Below are 15,530 nucleotides of genomic sequence, written 5' to 3' on the forward strand. Positions count from 1 at the left end.
GCCATCTACGACCCCTACGCGGTCGGGACGAGCGACCGCCGGGCCTTCTGGGCCGACGCCGTCGCCGACGCAATACTCGCTACGGACCCCGACGAGCCAATCGTCATCAAGGGCGGCGTCTCCCCCTCCGGCGTGCCCCACATCGGCCACTTCAACGAGATCCTGCGGAGCTACTTCGTGGCCGAGGCGCTGCGCGACCGGGATCGGGAGGTCCGGCAGGTGTTCACGACCGACGACAAAGACCCCCTGCGGAAGATTCCCCGGACGCTCGCCGATCTGGACTGGAACGTGGTCGACTTCGGCGACGACGCCGTCGACTCGGCCGCCGTCGGCCAGAATCTCGGCAAACCGTACACGGACATTCCAGATCCCTTCGGCTGCTGTGACTCCTACGGCGCACACTTCACGGAACTCCTGCTCCGGGCGGCCGACCTCGTGGACGTCCCCATCGAGTTCGTCTCGAACACCGACCTCTACGAGGCGGGCGAGTTCGAGCCCGTGACTCGCGACCTGCTCTCCCGCGCGGACGAGGCCCGGACCCTCCTGGGCGACTACCAGGACAGTGTCGACGAGGACTACACGCCCTTCACTCCCCAGTGTGCCGAATGCGGGAAGCTCACCGGCGAGGTCACGAGTGTCGACCTCGACGCCGGCGAGGTCGAGTACACCTGCACGGATCTGGAGGCCGGCGACCGGACGATCCAGGGCTGTGGCCACGAGGGGACGGCCACGCTCCGGGAGGGCAAGCTCCCGTGGCGGTTCGAGTGGCCGGGCCAGTGGGACATTCTGGGTGTGGACTTCGAGCCGTTCGGGAAGGACCACGCGGAGGGGTCCTGGCCCAGCGGCGAGGACGTCGCCCGGAACCTGCTCGATATCGACCCGCCGGTCCCGATGGTCTACGAGTGGTTCACGCTCGACGGCGAAGCGCTCTCCTCCTCCTCGGGCAACATCGTCACGGTCGCGGAGGTGCTGGAACTGCTCGAACCGGAGGTGTTCCGCTACTTCTTCGTGAAGAACCCCCGCAAGCAACGGGATTTCAGCGTCGAGACGTTGGACCAGCTGGTCGACGAGTTCGATCACTTCGAGCGGGTCTACTTCGGCGACGCCGAGCCCCGGGACGAGACCGAGGCGGAACTCGTCGATAGGGCCTATCCGATGATCGTCGATTCGGTGCCCGAGCGCCAGCCCGTCCGGATCCCCTACACCTTCGCCGCCGTGTTGGGCATGACCGACGACCTGGAACTGCGGGAGACGATGGCTCGACGCGAAGGCCACATTCCAGACGATGCCACGCCCGAGCAGGTCCACGCCGCACTCTCCCGCGTCGAGGGGGCACGCGCCTGGGCCGAGCGGACCGACAACGAGTACAACTACCGGCTGGCCGAGGACCTGCCCGACGTGGACCTCGACGAGGACACCGCCGCCGCGCTGTCCGACCTCGCCGAGTTCGTCGCGGAGACCGACGACGGCGAGGAGATCCAGGGCGAGATCTACGAGGCGGCCAAGCGTCACGATATCGAGGTGAGCGACTTCTTCGCGGCGGGCTATCGACTCTTCCTCGACACGGATCAGGGCCCCCGGCTCGGTCCCTTCCTCGCGGCGCTGGACGAGGCGTTCGTCCTCGATCGGTTGCGCCGGGAGGACTGAGGCGGCCGTCCCGCGGCGCGGTTCCCGCGTGTCGTGTCCCGAACCAAACCCTCTTGACCGGCAGGCCCGTCAGCTTGAGCGATGGCAGACCTGTTGGTGTGGGTACTCGCCGGGATCCTCCTCTATACGCTGGTGATGATGACGTTGCGGACCAGGGGGTGGCTCCCGGAGTACATCCGCGTGTCCGGGCCGATCACGACCATCCATACGCAGCGCGGGCGGGCCTTCCTGAACTGGCTCGCCGGGCCGAAGCGCTTCTGGCGAGCGTACGGCAACTTCGGCGTCGGCATCGCCCTGGTAACGATGGCCGGCATGCTGGTCGTCGTACTGACGGCCGCGCTCGGGAGCGTCCTTTCGCCCGATGCGACACCTTCCGAGGTCCGCAACCCCCAGAACGTCCTCGTGATTCCGGGCGTCAACGAGTTCCTCCCGCTGTCGGCTGCGCCCGGCATCGTCTTCGGCCTCCTGGTCGGGCTGGTCGTCCACGAGGGCGGCCACGGCCTGCTCTGTCGGGTCGAGAACATCGACATCGACTCGATGGGACTGGCCCTCTTCGCGTTCATCCCCGTCGGGGCGTTCGTCGAACCCGACGAGGAGAGCCGCAACGAGGCCGACCGGGGCTCTCAGACCCGGATGTTCTCGGCCGGCGTGATGAACAACTTCGCGATCACCCTGCTCGCCTTCGCCCTCCTCTTCGGGCCCGTCGTCGGCTCCATCGCCGTCGCCGACGGCGCGCCGGTGGGCCAGTCACTGCCCGGTTCGACCGCCGAGGATGCCGGCATCGAACGCGGCGACCTCATCACCGCGGTCAACGGTACCGACATCGACGACCCCGACCGGCTCGAAACCGTCCTCCGGGATACTCCGGGACAGCGGGTCGCGGTCGAACTCGACGGCGACCGGACGATCCAGGTGACTCGGGAGCCGACGATCACGGCGACGGTCCCGCAGGTGATCGCCGGCCGCGACGACGAGTCCGGGATCAACTGGAGCGAAAACTCCCCGACGGACGTGGTGGCGGTCAACGGGACGGCGGTTAGCACCGAACGCGGGTTCGAGCGGGCGGTCACCAACCACACCGTCGCCAGAGTCGAGACCGACAACGGCACCGCGACGTTCCCGGCCGGCGCGTTCGTGATCCGGACCTTCGAGGACGGGCCGCTCGGGAACACGACCGCACCGACCGACCGGTACATGATCGTCACCTCGGTCGCCGGCGAGCGGGTGATCGACCCGGCCACGCTGAGCGACGCGCTCCGTGACGAACAACCCGGGACGACGGTCCCCGTCGAGACGTACGTCCTCCGGGACGGCGACTTCGAGCGGAACGTCTACAACGTCACGCTCGATCCGCATCCGAACGGCGACGGCGGGTTCATCGGCGTCGCGCCCGCGCGGGGCGTCAGCGGACTGGTCATCAACGACTTCGGTATCAAGACCTACCCCGCCGAGGACTTCCTCGGACTCCTCCAGGGCGACGCGGACGCCTTCGGCGGCATCTCCGGCGGATCCGTGCTCGACCGGGTGTTCATGGTGTTGATCCTGCCGTTCATCGGCGTGCTCCAGCCCCAGATCGGCTACAACTTCGCCGGGTTCGTCCCCGAGATCGCCAACTTCTACACGGCGACCGGCCTGCTCGGCGGGCTGGGTGGCGGCGTCCTGATCGCGGCCAACCTGCTGTTCTGGACCGCCTGGGTGAACCTCCAGCTCGGCATGTTCAACCTCGTCCCGACCTTCCCGCTGGACGGGGGGCACATCCTCCGGACCAGCGCCGAGGCGGTCATCTCCCGGCTCCCGATCGAGGGCGGGCGTCGGCTGACGACGACGGTCACCATCTCGGTCAGCCTGCTGATGATCGCCGGCCTCTTCCTGATGATCTTCGGCCCGCAGCTGTTCACCGGCTGACGGTCCCGGCTCCGCCGTCGTTGCGACCGAGAACGGAAACCTCCTTACGGAGCGGTCCGAACGGACGCGCATGACTCAGCGCGACCCGCCGCCGACGGAGGAAGGGTGGTACGCACTGCACGACTTCCGAACGATCGACTGGGACGCCTGGCGGTCGGCCCCCGAACGGAAGCGCCAGCGCGCTATCGCGGAGGGAATAGAGTACCTCCAGTCCCACGTCGCCCTCGACGACGTGTCCGACCCCGGCGAGTTCGGCGGCGGCCGAACAGCGATATTCACCGTCGTCGGCCACAAGGCCGACCTCATGATCGTCCACCTGCGCCAGACGGTCGGCCACCTCGAAGCCGCCGAACGTCGCTTCGAGCAGACGGCCCTCGCGGAGTTCACCGAACAGCCGACCTCCTACCTCTCCGTCACCGAGGCTTCGGGATACACCGAGCGCGCCCGCGAGTACTTCGAGGGCGAGGTCGACGACGATTCGGGACTGGCCCAGTACATCCAGCAGCGCCTCCACCCCGAAATCCCGGACGCCGGTCACGTCTGTTTCTACCCGATGAGCAAGCGCCGCCAGCCCGAACAGAACTGGTACGATCTGCCCTTCGACGAGCGGGCCGAGCACATGGCCCGCCACGGCGACATCGGGCGGGGCTACGGCGGCAAGGTCAACCAGATGATCGCCTCCAGCGTCGGCTTCGACGACTACGAGTGGGGCATCACGCTGTGGGCCGACGATCCCACCGACATCAAAGACCTGCTCAACGAGATGCGCTTCGACCCCTCGTCCTCCAAATTCGCCGAGTTCGGCCCCTTCTACTTCGGCAAGCGGTTCCCGCCCGAGGACCTCGACGCCCTGCTCGCGGGCGAACCGGTCCCGACCGATAGCGAGGCCGCGAGCGCCGAGGCAGGCGGGTCACCCCACGGCGAGAGTCACCCCCACGGCGATACGAACGGCCACGGCGGGAGCGACCACGGTCACGCCCACGGGCAGACCGACGCCGACGAGCACCCACCGACCGAGGCCGAGGACGAGAGCAGTGACCACCCCAGCGGTTCCTCGGGCGGCCGGCCGGACCCGGGCGACGCCGACCTCGACGTGGACGACGAACTCGAAGGTAAACTCGCCAACCTCGGCCTGTTCCCCGGGCAGGACTACGACGAGGGGACCTTCGGGCTCGTCTTCTACTCCGAGGCCGACGCCGCCGACCTCGCCGACGAGGTCGACGGTCTGCGGGGTAACTTCGACCACTACGACACCCACGTCCTCACGACCGTTCGCGCCAACGAGGGCCGGGCGGCCATCGCTAGCGTCTGGGAGACCGAGAGCGCCGCCGACACCGCTGCGGGCTTCCTGAACGATCTGGCGGGAATCGTCGAGGGCTACCGCGGCCCGCTCGGCGAGCAGGACGACGACGAACCCGAGGCGGCCGGCACCGACGACGAGATCCGCGGCCAGCTGGCCGAGGACGACATCTACGCCGGCACGCCCCGCGGCGAGGACGTGTTCGCGCTCGTGCTCTATTCCGAGGCCGACGCCGAGACTCTCTTCGATGAGGTCGACGGCCTCCGGGACAGCTTCGATCACTACGACAGTCACGTCAAAACGGCCGTTTACGACACCAGGGACGACGCGAGCGATCGCTCCGCGGTCGTCTCCCTCTGGGAGACCGAGAAAGCCGCCGAGAAGGCCGCCGGCTTCCTCTCGGACCTGCCCGAGGTCGTCGGGCGCGCCGGCGAGGGCGAGGGCTTCGGCACTATGGGCATGTTCTACACCGTCAAGCCCGACTATCGCGAGGAGTTCACCGAACGGTTCGACGCCGTCGGCGACCTCCTGGCGGACATGGAGGGCCACCGCGAGACGGCCCTGCTGGTCAACCGCGAGGACGCAAACGACATGTTCATCGCCAGCCAGTGGGACTCGCAGGACGACGCCATGGCCTTCTTCCGCTCGGAGGAGTTCTCCGAGACCGTCTCCTGGGGACAGGAAGTCCTCGACGACCGGCCGCGGCACGTGTTCCTGGCCTAGCACGTTTTTCCCGCTCGGGTTCGCCTTCGGCGAACCACTCGCGGCAAAAACGTGCGTGAAAAACTGCCCGCGAGTCGCGCCTACGGCGCGCTCGCGGCGAACCGCGCTCGCTTCGCTCGCGCGGATGCTAGTTTCGGGCGACTTCGAGTGTAACAGTCGATACTGTGTACGTGCGAATTGAACAGGTAAGTCAGAACACTCCGGTGATGAACCCTGCCCCCATGATGATGAGGACAGCTGCGGAAAACACCGGAAGGTACGGCGTGTACTGCTCGATTTTCTCCTCGGAGCGTTGGTATCCTGCAATCAACAGCATCGTCAGCCCAACGATACCCACGATGACGGTGAGAGCGTACGCACTCATCAGTTCAAGACAGTAGTTTGACCCGGCGCAGAGTGCAATAATCTCGAACTCTTCTTCGTGGGCGAATCCAAGTACGAACGCGAACCACCCGATCCCAAGGAGGCCACGGTCAGCAGTTGCTTCGGGGTCATCATGTGAGTGAGAGTGCCCACCAACAAAGGGAACGAATCCTTTCAAACGAGCTATCAGTCCATCGTTGTGATTGTGTGAATGGCTCTGCTCGTGAGAATGGCCTGAATGCTCGTCCAGATCGTGGTGGTCGTGGCTGTGATGGTTGGAATGGTCGTCATCACTGTGACTGCCGTGAGAATGCCCGTGGAAGTATTCACGAATTCCAAGTGCGATGAGTAGGACACCGGCAACAAGACTGACTGGCCCGCCGATTTGGATACCACCGGGTATCGTCATCGGCTCGTTGACCTGCGTGAGGTTGAAGTAGTCTTTCGCGAAAAAGAACACCCCCACCATCGCAATACTGCTGATAAGGTGGCCGACGCCGATAATGAGACTCGCCGCGAATCCGTACACCCACTTGTTCGTCTGGTCGAGCGCATATGAGGCGGCAACGGGCCACCCATGACCCGGTTCGATCCCGTGAACAGCGCCGAGCGCAACTGCCCCGAGGAAGAGACCGAACGCTTCGCCGTGTAACATCCTGATCGAGAATCTGCTACCGACGTGAATAACGGTTGTTAATACCGAAATGGGTGAATCGTCATACGAGAACCTCTTGTAGAAAAACGGCGAACCACTACCTATGCGAACGAGTTTCAATATTCCAGACGAAGTCGTCGAAGAGTTCGACCGAGTCTGGCAAGAACAGGACATCGAAAACAGGTCCCGGGCGGTTCGAGAAGCGATGCTGGAGTACATCGAGTCACACTCCCGCCTCGAAGAGACAAGCGGGGAAATTGTCGCGCTCGTTGCGTTCGATTATCGCCACCATGAGGTGATACAGGAACTCCATGCAGTCCAACACGAGTACCAAGACGTGATCCTCAACACGAGTCATACGCACCAGGGGGAATGGTGCCTCGAATCACTGTTTTGTCGGGGACCAACTGAGCAGGTGCGCACCCTCACCTACCGACTCCGCGACTTCGATGGCGTCAATCGGGTTAAGGTGATGGTCATCCGGGACGGCGAAGAATGACGATCTGCCAGAACCTCCGAGAGGTTCACTCGCTATGTACTTCACCTGTACTGAGCACCAGTATCCGCGGCCCGAAGCGCCGCGGTTCACTGAATCGAGGCCGAAGGCCGAGATTCAGCCTTTTTCGCCCACGTTTTTGGCGAGGGGGTCGCGGAGCGACCCCCTCGCGAAAAAGGTGGGTTCGAAACGTTCTACCGTCCCATCCGTCTTGATTGGGATATGAGCGTAATTCGGCTCGTCTGGGCCACTGCGACGGGGCCGACGCCGACGGCCTCCTACGACGCGGCCCTGGCCGAGGCCAACGTCCACAACTTCAATCTGATTCAGGTCTCCTCCGTCATCCCGGCCGAAGCCCACCTCGAAGCGGTCGGTGAGGCCCCGGATCTCGGTGTGGTCGGTGACGGGCTGACAGTGGTGCAGGGTCGCCACACCGCGCCGCCGGGCGAGGCGGGCGCGGCCGGCATCGGCTGGGCGCGCAGCGAGTCCGGCCGGGGCATCTTCTACGAGGCCGACGGCGAGAGCGAGGCGGTCGTCAGCGAGCGGATCGAGGACGGACTGGCGTCGGGCACGGAACTCCGGGACTGGTCGTTCGTCGACGAGGATTCGATCACCGTCGAAGCCGAACCCGATCCAGACGAGTATACGACGGCGCTGGTGATCGCGGCGTACGGAGAGAGTCGGTCACTCCTGCAGTAGCCGGCGGATTTTTACGTGGGTCGCTCCTATCAGGAGGTCAATGTACGGGAACACTCCGTTCGCGGGTGCAGACGACGACGGTGCCGCGCCACGGCTCTCCGCCGAGCAGCGCCGCCATCTGCGCCGCGATCTCGCAAACGTCGCCGCCCAGACCCGCGACCTCCTCCCCGACGAGTTCGCCGTCGGCCTCGAACTCGCACAGGGGGCCAACGGCCCGCGGGCGACGGTCGCCGTCCAGCCGCCCGTCGGCTCCGCCGTCAGTGCCGGCTACACGCCGGAAGACGACGCCGACCTCCGAATCGGCGAGGACGAACAGACGGATCTGGCCCAGGGACTCGCAGCTAGCGCTGCCCTCCAGATGAAACAGGCGATGGGGACCGACCACTCCCCGACCGCGCAGTAACTACCGGCTTCCTTCTGACGAAGTGTGTGTTTCACTCGCCGTATCCTCGCTGTCGACCGGCGGGCGATAGAACAGCGCGTAGCCCACGACGGCACCGCTGGGGACGCTCCCGATGGCCAGCGACAGCGACAGCGGCAGGCCCAGCAACACGCCGAGCACTGCCGACAGGGCGACTGGCCCCGGGATCGCGGACAACACGAGATCGGGCCGTGACACCGATCCGAGCGGGTGCGCCGAGATAGTTGCCTCCACCCGACACTGTCCACCTCCCGCTAATTAAATATTATTACTACTGGGCGGACTGGTCGCGACTGGCCCGGCGGTTAACGACCGCGTAAGCTTGGGCCTGGACGACCAAAATATGTTCGGGCGTTGCAGGGGACCGGGAACGCGAGAACGTGATAGGGTGTCCGGTACCGTAGCATCGCTCGACAGCCACGCTCTCAGTCATGCTCGATCCAGTCATCGCCAGCCGACTCCAGTTCGCACTCACGACGATCGTCCACATCATCTTCCCGGTGATGAGCATGGGCCTCGCGCCCTTCCTCGTCTACTTCACCTGGAAGGAGATCCGCGGCGGGAAGCCAGTGTACGAGCAACTCCGGCGGTTCTGGACGAAGATCTTCGCCATCTCGTTCGTCGTCGGCACCGTGACGGGGATCGTCCTCGAGTTCGAGTTCGGGACGAACTTCGCGGCGTTCTCGACGGTGGCCGGGGAGCTGTTCGGCGGTCCACTGGCCCTGGAGGGAATGATGGCGTTCATGCTCGAAGCCACCTTCCTCGGGATATTCGTGTTCGGACGGGAGCGAGTCGGTGACAGGCTCTACTTCGTCTCGGCGGTCGCCGTCGGCCTCGGCACGTGGCTGTCCGCGGTGTGGATCCTGATCGCCAACTCCTGGATGCAGACCCCGCGGGGCTTCGAACTGGTCGAGAAGGGTGGCCGCGAGATCGTCACACTGACCGATCCGATGGCGGCCTACCTCAACCCCCGATTCCCGTACATGTTCGTCCACATGCAGAACGCGGCCGTGCTGTCGGTCGCGCTGTTCATGGCCGGGCTCGGGGCCTACTTCGTCTTCCGTCACCACGTCTGGGAATACCCCATCGAGAACGTCGACTTCTGGGAGACGACGCTGAAGATCGCGCTGGTGGCGCTGGTGATCACCGCGCCGCTGCAGGCGATCCACGGCGACCTCTACGCTCGCCACGTCTACGAGACCCAGCCCCAGAAGTTCGCCGCCATGGAGGCCGTCTGGGAGACCGATTCGTACGTCCCCGAGTACATCGTCGCCTTCCCGACGAGTCTGGCGGACCTGACCGACCCGAAGGCCAAGGACATCTTCGGCATCGGCATCCCCGGAGGAGCCTCGTGGCTGGCCAGCGGGGGTGATCCACAGGCCACCATCGTCGGCCTGAACGAGTACGGGGAGGCCCCGCCCGTCGCGATCGTATTCTGGTCGTTCCGGCTGATGGTCGCGCTGGGGTTCTGGTTCGTTCTGCTGGGATTCTGGGGCGTCTACCGCTGGTGGCGGGGCGAACTGCTGGAGGACGACCTGCTCCACAAGTCGCTGATGCTCTCGACGCTTTTGGGCATCGTCGCGGTCGAACTCGGGTGGGTCGTCACCGAGGTCGGCCGCCAGCCGTGGGTGATCCAGGGCGTCCTCGAGACAACGGAGGGGGTCTCGCCCGGGCTGACGGGAGCCGAGGCCACCGCGACACTGGCCGGGTTCGCCCTGGTCTATCTCGGACTGCTCGCGCTGTACACCTACGTCCTCGTCCGGATCATCCGGGGTGGGCCACCGACCGGCGACGAGTTGCGTGTCGCCGAGCCTGCGGAACCGCCAGCGGAGGGGGTGACTGGCGATGACTGAGCCGTTGTTGTTGGCCACCGAGCCGCTCTTTGGCCTGCCACTCGCGGAGCTGTGGTTCGGGTTGCTATTCTTCATCCTGGGGACCTTCCTGTTCCTGGACGGGTTCGACTTCGGCGTCGGGGCGCTCTTTGCCACCCGCGAGGACGACGCGGAGCGCGAGCAACTGATCGCGGCTATCGGGCCGTTCTGGGACGGCAACGAGGTGTGGCTGGTCGTCTTCGGCGGGGCGCTGTTCGCCGCCTTCCCCTCGGTCTACGCCGACCTCTTCAGCCGGCACTACCTGCTGATGTTCGGGATCCTCGGGGCCCTGATCCTCCGTGGACTGGCCCCGGAGATGTACGAGCAACGCCACGACGAGACCTGGCAGCGGTGGTGGGGCCGGTCGTTCGTCGTCGGCAGCCTCGCCGCGCCGTTCCTGCTGGGACTGTTCGTCGCCAACTGGGTGCTCGGCGCGAGCGGGACGCTCACCCTGGCGGGCATCGTCGTCGGCCTCGCGGTCGTCGCGCTCACGGTCGTCGACGGTGCGGCGTTCCTCCGGCTCAAGACCCGCGGTGACCTGCGGGCCGACCTGCGACGGGACAGCCTCTACGCGCTGGCTGGCTACCTCGTGCTGGTGGTGGCCGCGCTGGGGACGAGCTACGCGACCGTCCCTGTGGTTCGATCCGCGATGCTCTCGCCGGTCGCGCTCGCGCTCGTTGGCCTGACGCTCGTGCTGGCGGGCGGGTACGCGCTGGCGACGGTGCGGGATCGCTACTACGCGGCGTTTGCGGCGGCCGCGGGCATGGTGTTCGCGCTGGTCGGCGTCGTCGCGCGGCTGACCTACCCTTACGTCGACCGGGCCTCGGGAGCCACCGTCTCGGAGGCCATCGTCTCGACGCTCCCGCTGAATCTCATGACCGTCGGCGCGGCCGTCCTGCTCCCGCTGATCTTCGTCTACTTCGCGGTGCTGTACTCGGCGTTCAGCGGCCAGATCGAAGCGGAGGAGTCCTACTGATGCCCGACGCGAAACTCGGGTCCAGAGTGCTGGTCACCTGGCTCGAACTGACGCTGGCCGGGACCGCCGGGGCCGCCGTCGGGACGACCCTCGGTGGCCCACCCGGCTTCATCGTCTACCTGCTGACGACGCTTGTCTCGGTGGGTATCCTCTTCTACAACGTCGACGCGCTACTGACGGCGAGAATGGCGAGCGACGAGGGCGGGACCGACGACCGCGACTGACTACTTGCCCCAGAAGGGGTCGCGGTTGCGCTGTTTCTCGAGATACTGGTTGAGCGCCTCGCGTTCGTCGCCGGGAATCTCCTCTACCAGTTCCTGTTCGAGGATCTTGGCGTGCTTTTCGGGGAGGTAGATCCAGAGTTCGTCGCCTTCCTCGATGCCGCGGCCCACAGTCGGACCGTCGATGGAGACGGCGACCTGATCGCCCATGCGGGCCTCGTCGATGTCCTCGCCGGCGTCCTGGATGGACTTGAGCTGGCCGACGCGTTTGAACTCGCCGTCCTCGAACTTCGCGACGTTGGAGTTGCGCTTGACGGTGCCCGACAGCACCTCGACGCCGACGACGGCGGGGTCGTTCTGCCGGAAGGTGTGGTCCTGCAGGATCTGGAAGCGGGCGGGCCGGGTGATGTTCTCCATCACCTGGGTCTGCTGGGCCCGTTCCATCTCCTCGACGTACTCCTCGTACTCCTCGACGAGGCGATAGATCACGTCGTGCTCGAAGATGCGGACGCCCTCCTGTTCGGCGAGCCGTTTGGCGTCGTCGAGCACGTCGACCGAGAAGGCGAGCAGGACCTCGTGTTTCTCCTCCTCGGCGGTCTCGGCGACCCGGATGTCGCGGGGGGCCACGTCGCCGACTTCCGCGCGGACGATGGGGATGTCCACCTCGTCGAGAGTGGAGGCGATCGCTTCGAGGCTCCCGAGGGTGTCGGCCTTGACGACGACGCCCTGTTCCTCGGTGGTGACCTCGATCTCGGCCAGTTCCTGCTCCACCTCGGCGATGACTTCTCCGCGGTCCCGATCCCGGACGACCCGGATCGGCGCGCCGGCCATCGCGTCGTCCAGGTCGGGTGCGGCGATCTTGACCCCTGCCGCGGCCGATACCTCGGGCACCTTCTCGAAGGCCTGATCGGTGCGGATCTCTTCGAGAGGTTTCGGCTGGAGCAACGCGCGCACGTCGGTGGTGATCGGGGCTTCGAGGCCGCCGACGACGAGTTCGTCGTCCTCGCGGATGGTGCCGTCGTACAGCACGGCGTCGACGGTCGTCCCGAACCCCTGGGCTTCCTTGACCTCCAGGACCGTACCGGCACCGGGGCCCGCCACGTCGATCTGCATCTCGTCTTTCATGTACCGCTGGGAGAGGCCCATCAGAACGGTGAGGAGGTCGGGGACGCCCTCGCCGGTCATCGCGGAGACGGGGACGACGCCGACGTTGTTCTGGAAGTTCTGGACGCGCCAGTACATGTCGGCGGCGAAATCGTGGTCGGAGAGTTCGCCGATGATTCCGTAGAGACGTTCGTTCAGGTCACTCTGGACGCGCTCGGACTGCTGTTCCATGCTCTCCTGGATCGGGACGCCCTCCGTTGGGTTCCAGCCGGGGACCGTGTCGACCTTGTTGGCGGCGACGATGAAGGGGGTCTGGGTCCGCTTGAGGATGTCGACGGCCTCCTCGGTCTGGGGCTGGAAGCCGTCGTTCACGTCGACGACGAGGACGGCGATGTCGGCCAGGGCCCCGCCCCGGGAGCGCAGCGTCGAGAACGAGTGGTGGCCGGGCGTGTCGATGTACAGCAGCCCGGGCAGGTCGAAGTCGGTGGGGTCGACGAGCTCGCCGGCCATCTCCGAGATGGTCGAGAGCGGCACGGCCGTCGCGCCGATGTGCTGGGTGATCGCGCCGGCTTCACCCTCGCTCACCGCGGAGCCGCGAATCTTGTCCAGCAGCGTGGTCTTTCCGTGGTCGACGTGGCCGAGCACCGCGACGATGGGGGTCCGGAGCGTGGCCTCCCCGTCGGCGTCGGCGTCGGCTTCTGTAGAGTCAGACATTGGCACATCACCCTCGAGAATCCGTACGCGATACCAACCCCGCGGCCCATTTAACTTTCTCTATTTGGACCCCGACACGGCGTCGCGCCGGGACCCGCTCGCACGCCGGTCGTTCAGGACGACTCCCCGCTTGCGCACCGTCAGACCCGCGTCACACGCCCCGTGTGGTTTATGTAAGTGGAATACACTACCCCGTGTATGGCAGAGATACTGGCGGAGAACCTCTCGGGGAAGGCCGTCATGGGTTCCGACGGCAAGGAACTGGGAATGCTGTACAACATCACGATGGACGCCAAATCGGGCCGACTGGAGAGCCTCGTCGTCGAACCCGACGAGATGCTCCGCGAGTCCGAGTTCCCCACCGACGAACGCGGCCGCCTGCTGGTTCCGGTCCCCCGCGTCCAGGCCGTCAAAGACCACATGATCGTCGACCGATAATCGCACTCTTTTTCGATGTACGTTCTCGACTCGTCGGCGTTTATAAACGAGTACCACACTCAGGAGACCAAGGCGTCGATCCCGATGGTTCGGGAGGAACTGGAAGGCGAGAGTTCCTATCGGTTCGACGCGATGGAAGGCTCGGGGATGCACATCCACATCCCCGAAGAGGAGACCGTCGAGCGGATCGAGCGGGCCGCCCGCGAGACCGGTGACTTCGACGAACTCTCCCGGACGGATATCCGGCTGGTTGCCGCGGCCTTCGAACTCGACGGGACCCTCGTCACCGACGACTACGCGATGCAAAACGTCGCGGAGAAACTCGACGTGGCCGTCGAGGTCATCGCTCGCGAAGGAATCTCCGAGCAACGGGACTGGCTGTTCCAGTGTAGCGGCTGTGGTCGCGAGTTCGACGAGGATCACGACCGCTGTCCCGTCTGCGGGAGCGACCTCTCCCGAAAGAACCCCGCCTAGAGGCGGTTGCGGGTCCGGCGGGTCTCCTCCAACCCGAGGTCGATCAACTGTGTGAGTACTTCCTCCTCCGTGAGGTCGTACTCCCGGGCCAGCGACTCGACCTCGCTGGCGAGATCGTCGTCACAGACCACGGTGAAACGGGTCGACATACCCCCGAATATCCACCCGAGAACGGATAAACACCCGTCAGACACCCGTCTCACGCCGGGTGACGACATTTCCCTGCTGTCGGCGTGGAAACTACGAGGCGGCGCGGGCTCTTGCGGGAATGGGAACTGGTCACACGGCAGTCGGACGGGGGTCGGCGACGTCGCGAACCGCGCGGGCTCAGGCCGTCGGGATTTGCCCGGTCGCCTGCAGGTAAACAGCGAGGAACTGCAGGCCGTTGAACGCGCCGTGGACGAGGATGGGGACGACGAGGTTCTCGGTGCGGTAGTAGACGTAGCCGAGCAGCAGGGAGAGGACGAAGATTACGACGAGCGTGGTCAGTGTGGCCAGTGGGTTGGCGGACTGGTACTGGCTGAAGTGGACGGCCCCGAACACCGCCGCGGCCAGCACCACGGCCGACCGCCCGGTGAAGTGCTCGTAGAGGTACTTCTGGACCACGTTGCGGTAGGCCAGTTCCTCGACGGGTGCGATGACGAGGAAGGAGAGCGCGACGAAGTACAGCGCCAGCGGCGGGTTCTCCATGGCCTGTTGCTGGATCTGGGAGTCAGAGGAGGGAAGTCCGAGTTGCTGGACGAGCGTCGTGATTCCCCCGAGCAGGAGCAGGAGGACGAACAGCCCGCCCACGGTGGCGAGCAGGTCTCTGCCCGTCGGGACCGACACGTCGACGTACGACCACGGGAGGTCACGCCCCTCGAGATACAGCACGACGAACCCGACGGTCCCGAGGTAGCTAAAGGCCGTCACGACGGCCAGAGCCGGCGGGGACTGCAGGTCGAACTGGAGGCCGGCGAGCCGGCCGAGCGACAGCGGCACGACGGCGACGAGCTGGGCGACGTACAGCCCCACGAACGCCCCGCCGGCGAGCGCGATGGCGACCCCGACGCCCTTGACTTTCTCCCAGAAGGCGTCGTCGGCGATGGCGTCGTAGTCGGCGACGGCGACGGCGGCCGCACCCAGCCCCGCGAGCGCCGCGACGGGGAGCCCGATCCCCACCTCGGGGACGGCGTCGGTTCCGATGGCCGGACGCATCAACTGGTAGAGCGCGTAGGAGAACAGCGCGAGCGAGAGCAGGCCGGCGACGGGTGCGCCGAGCCGACGGTCGACGACCCCGTGCCGGCGCAGGCCGAAGGCGAGCGCCGCGCCGGCCGCGAGGACGACACCGACGACGCTCCCGTCGATGCCCGGCACCGCGACGATCGGCGTCCCGCCGGTCCACGGGAGGCCGCTCGCCGCCAGCGCGATCCCGGCCAGCACCAGCCCCGTCGTCGGTGCCGCGGTCGTCGGCCCGCGACCGTCGACTGCATCTACTGCTGCCATTGGCTCCCACCACGGCGGCGGGCGATTTATGGGCTGTG

The 15,530-nt window shown here is 66.1% G+C and carries 16 protein-coding genes; 11 read left to right on the plus strand and 5 right to left on the minus strand.

Translation table 11 applies throughout. The features are described 5' to 3' along the window. Positions 1–3 precede the first annotated feature (3 nt). The 3 genes from lysS (at position 4) to BV210_RS11030 (ending at position 5,575) form a co-directional block, all read left to right on the plus strand. Entirely contained in the window at positions 4–1,647 is a 1,644-nt protein-coding gene (lysS, locus tag BV210_RS11020) for a lysine--tRNA ligase (protein ID WP_077208040.1), read from the plus strand. A gap of 81 nt (positions 1,648–1,728) precedes the next feature. Further along, positions 1,729–3,552 carry a site-2 protease family protein gene (locus tag BV210_RS11025; protein ID WP_077206717.1) on the plus strand — a complete coding sequence of 608 codons (1,824 nt, stop codon included), beginning with the start codon at positions 1,729–1,731 and terminating at the stop codon, positions 3,550–3,552. A 70-nt stretch (positions 3,553–3,622) separates the two neighbouring features. Then, entirely contained in the window at positions 3,623–5,575 is a 1,953-nt protein-coding gene (locus BV210_RS11030) for a heme-binding protein (protein WP_077206718.1), read from the plus strand. Between the two features lie 190 nt (positions 5,576–5,765). On the opposite strand, the gene BV210_RS11035 is transcribed toward BV210_RS11030, so the two are convergent. Further along, on the minus strand, positions 5,766–6,593 hold the full coding sequence (locus tag BV210_RS11035; protein ID WP_077206719.1) for a hypothetical protein: 828 nt from the start codon (positions 6,591–6,593) through the stop codon (positions 5,766–5,768). 103 nt (positions 6,594–6,696) lie between these two features. Here BV210_RS11035 and BV210_RS11040 point away from each other — a divergent pair, with 103 nt between their 5' ends. The 3 genes from BV210_RS11040 to BV210_RS11050 all read left to right on the plus strand — a co-directional run bounded on the left by BV210_RS11040 (position 6,697) and on the right by BV210_RS11050 (position 8,191). Continuing rightward, a complete protein-coding gene (locus BV210_RS11040; RefSeq protein WP_077206720.1) occupies positions 6,697–7,092 on the plus strand; it encodes a CopG family ribbon-helix-helix protein in 396 nt (131 codons plus the stop codon). Positions 7,093–7,311: 219 nt separating this feature from the next. Then, positions 7,312–7,788: a pyruvoyl-dependent arginine decarboxylase gene (locus tag BV210_RS11045; protein ID WP_077206721.1), complete on the plus strand. Its 477-nt coding sequence runs from the start codon at positions 7,312–7,314 to the stop codon at positions 7,786–7,788. Between the two features lie 40 nt (positions 7,789–7,828). Then, positions 7,829–8,191 (plus strand): DUF5811 family protein, encoded by a 363-nt coding sequence (locus tag BV210_RS11050; RefSeq protein WP_077206722.1) that lies wholly within the window; start codon positions 7,829–7,831, stop codon positions 8,189–8,191. Here BV210_RS11050 and BV210_RS11055 read toward each other — a convergent pair whose 3' ends face one another. Further along, positions 8,192–8,443, minus strand: a complete 252-nt coding sequence (locus BV210_RS11055; RefSeq protein WP_084802617.1) for a hypothetical protein — start codon at positions 8,441–8,443, stop codon at positions 8,192–8,194. It abuts the gene before it with no gap. Between the two features lie 197 nt (positions 8,444–8,640). Here BV210_RS11055 and BV210_RS11060 point away from each other — a divergent pair, with 197 nt between their 5' ends. From BV210_RS11060 to BV210_RS11070, 3 genes are read left to right on the plus strand one after another with little or no spacing between them, the layout of a single operon-like run. Next, positions 8,641–10,062: a cytochrome ubiquinol oxidase subunit I gene (locus BV210_RS11060; protein ID WP_077206723.1), complete on the plus strand. Its 1,422-nt coding sequence runs from the start codon at positions 8,641–8,643 to the stop codon at positions 10,060–10,062. Continuing rightward, positions 10,055–11,056, plus strand: coding sequence for a cytochrome d ubiquinol oxidase subunit II (gene cydB, locus BV210_RS11065; protein ID WP_077206724.1), 1,002 nt, complete (start codon positions 10,055–10,057; stop codon positions 11,054–11,056). The genes BV210_RS11060 and cydB overlap by 8 nt, the downstream gene beginning before the upstream one ends. After that, entirely contained in the window at positions 11,056–11,280 is a 225-nt protein-coding gene (locus tag BV210_RS11070; protein WP_077206725.1) for a hypothetical protein, read from the plus strand. The genes cydB and BV210_RS11070 overlap by 1 nt, the downstream gene beginning before the upstream one ends. On the opposite strand, the gene infB is transcribed toward BV210_RS11070, so the two are convergent. Next, a complete protein-coding gene (gene infB, locus BV210_RS11075; RefSeq protein WP_077206726.1) occupies positions 11,281–13,095 on the minus strand; it encodes a translation initiation factor IF-2 in 1,815 nt (604 codons plus the stop codon). A 198-nt stretch (positions 13,096–13,293) separates the two neighbouring features. Between infB and BV210_RS11080 the strand changes: the two genes are divergently transcribed. Continuing rightward, positions 13,294–13,533 carry a PRC-barrel domain-containing protein gene (locus BV210_RS11080; protein ID WP_077206727.1) on the plus strand — a complete coding sequence of 80 codons (240 nt, stop codon included), beginning with the start codon at positions 13,294–13,296 and terminating at the stop codon, positions 13,531–13,533. A 15-nt stretch (positions 13,534–13,548) separates the two neighbouring features. Next, entirely contained in the window at positions 13,549–14,007 is a 459-nt protein-coding gene (locus BV210_RS11085) for an NOB1 family endonuclease (protein WP_077206728.1), read from the plus strand. On the opposite strand, the gene BV210_RS11090 is transcribed toward BV210_RS11085, so the two are convergent. Both BV210_RS11090 and BV210_RS11095 read right to left on the minus strand, forming a co-directional pair. Further along, a complete protein-coding gene (locus tag BV210_RS11090) occupies positions 14,004–14,156 on the minus strand; it encodes a CopG family transcriptional regulator (protein ID WP_077206729.1) in 153 nt (50 codons plus the stop codon). The genes BV210_RS11085 and BV210_RS11090 overlap by 4 nt on opposite strands. A 178-nt stretch (positions 14,157–14,334) precedes the next feature. Beyond that, entirely contained in the window at positions 14,335–15,492 is a 1,158-nt protein-coding gene (locus BV210_RS11095) for a CPBP family intramembrane glutamic endopeptidase (RefSeq protein WP_077206730.1), read from the minus strand. Positions 15,493–15,530 lie beyond the last annotated feature (38 nt).

Source organism: Halorientalis sp. IM1011 (genome assembly GCF_001989615.1).
Taxonomy (GTDB): Archaea; Halobacteriota; Halobacteria; order Halobacteriales; family Haloarculaceae; genus Halorientalis.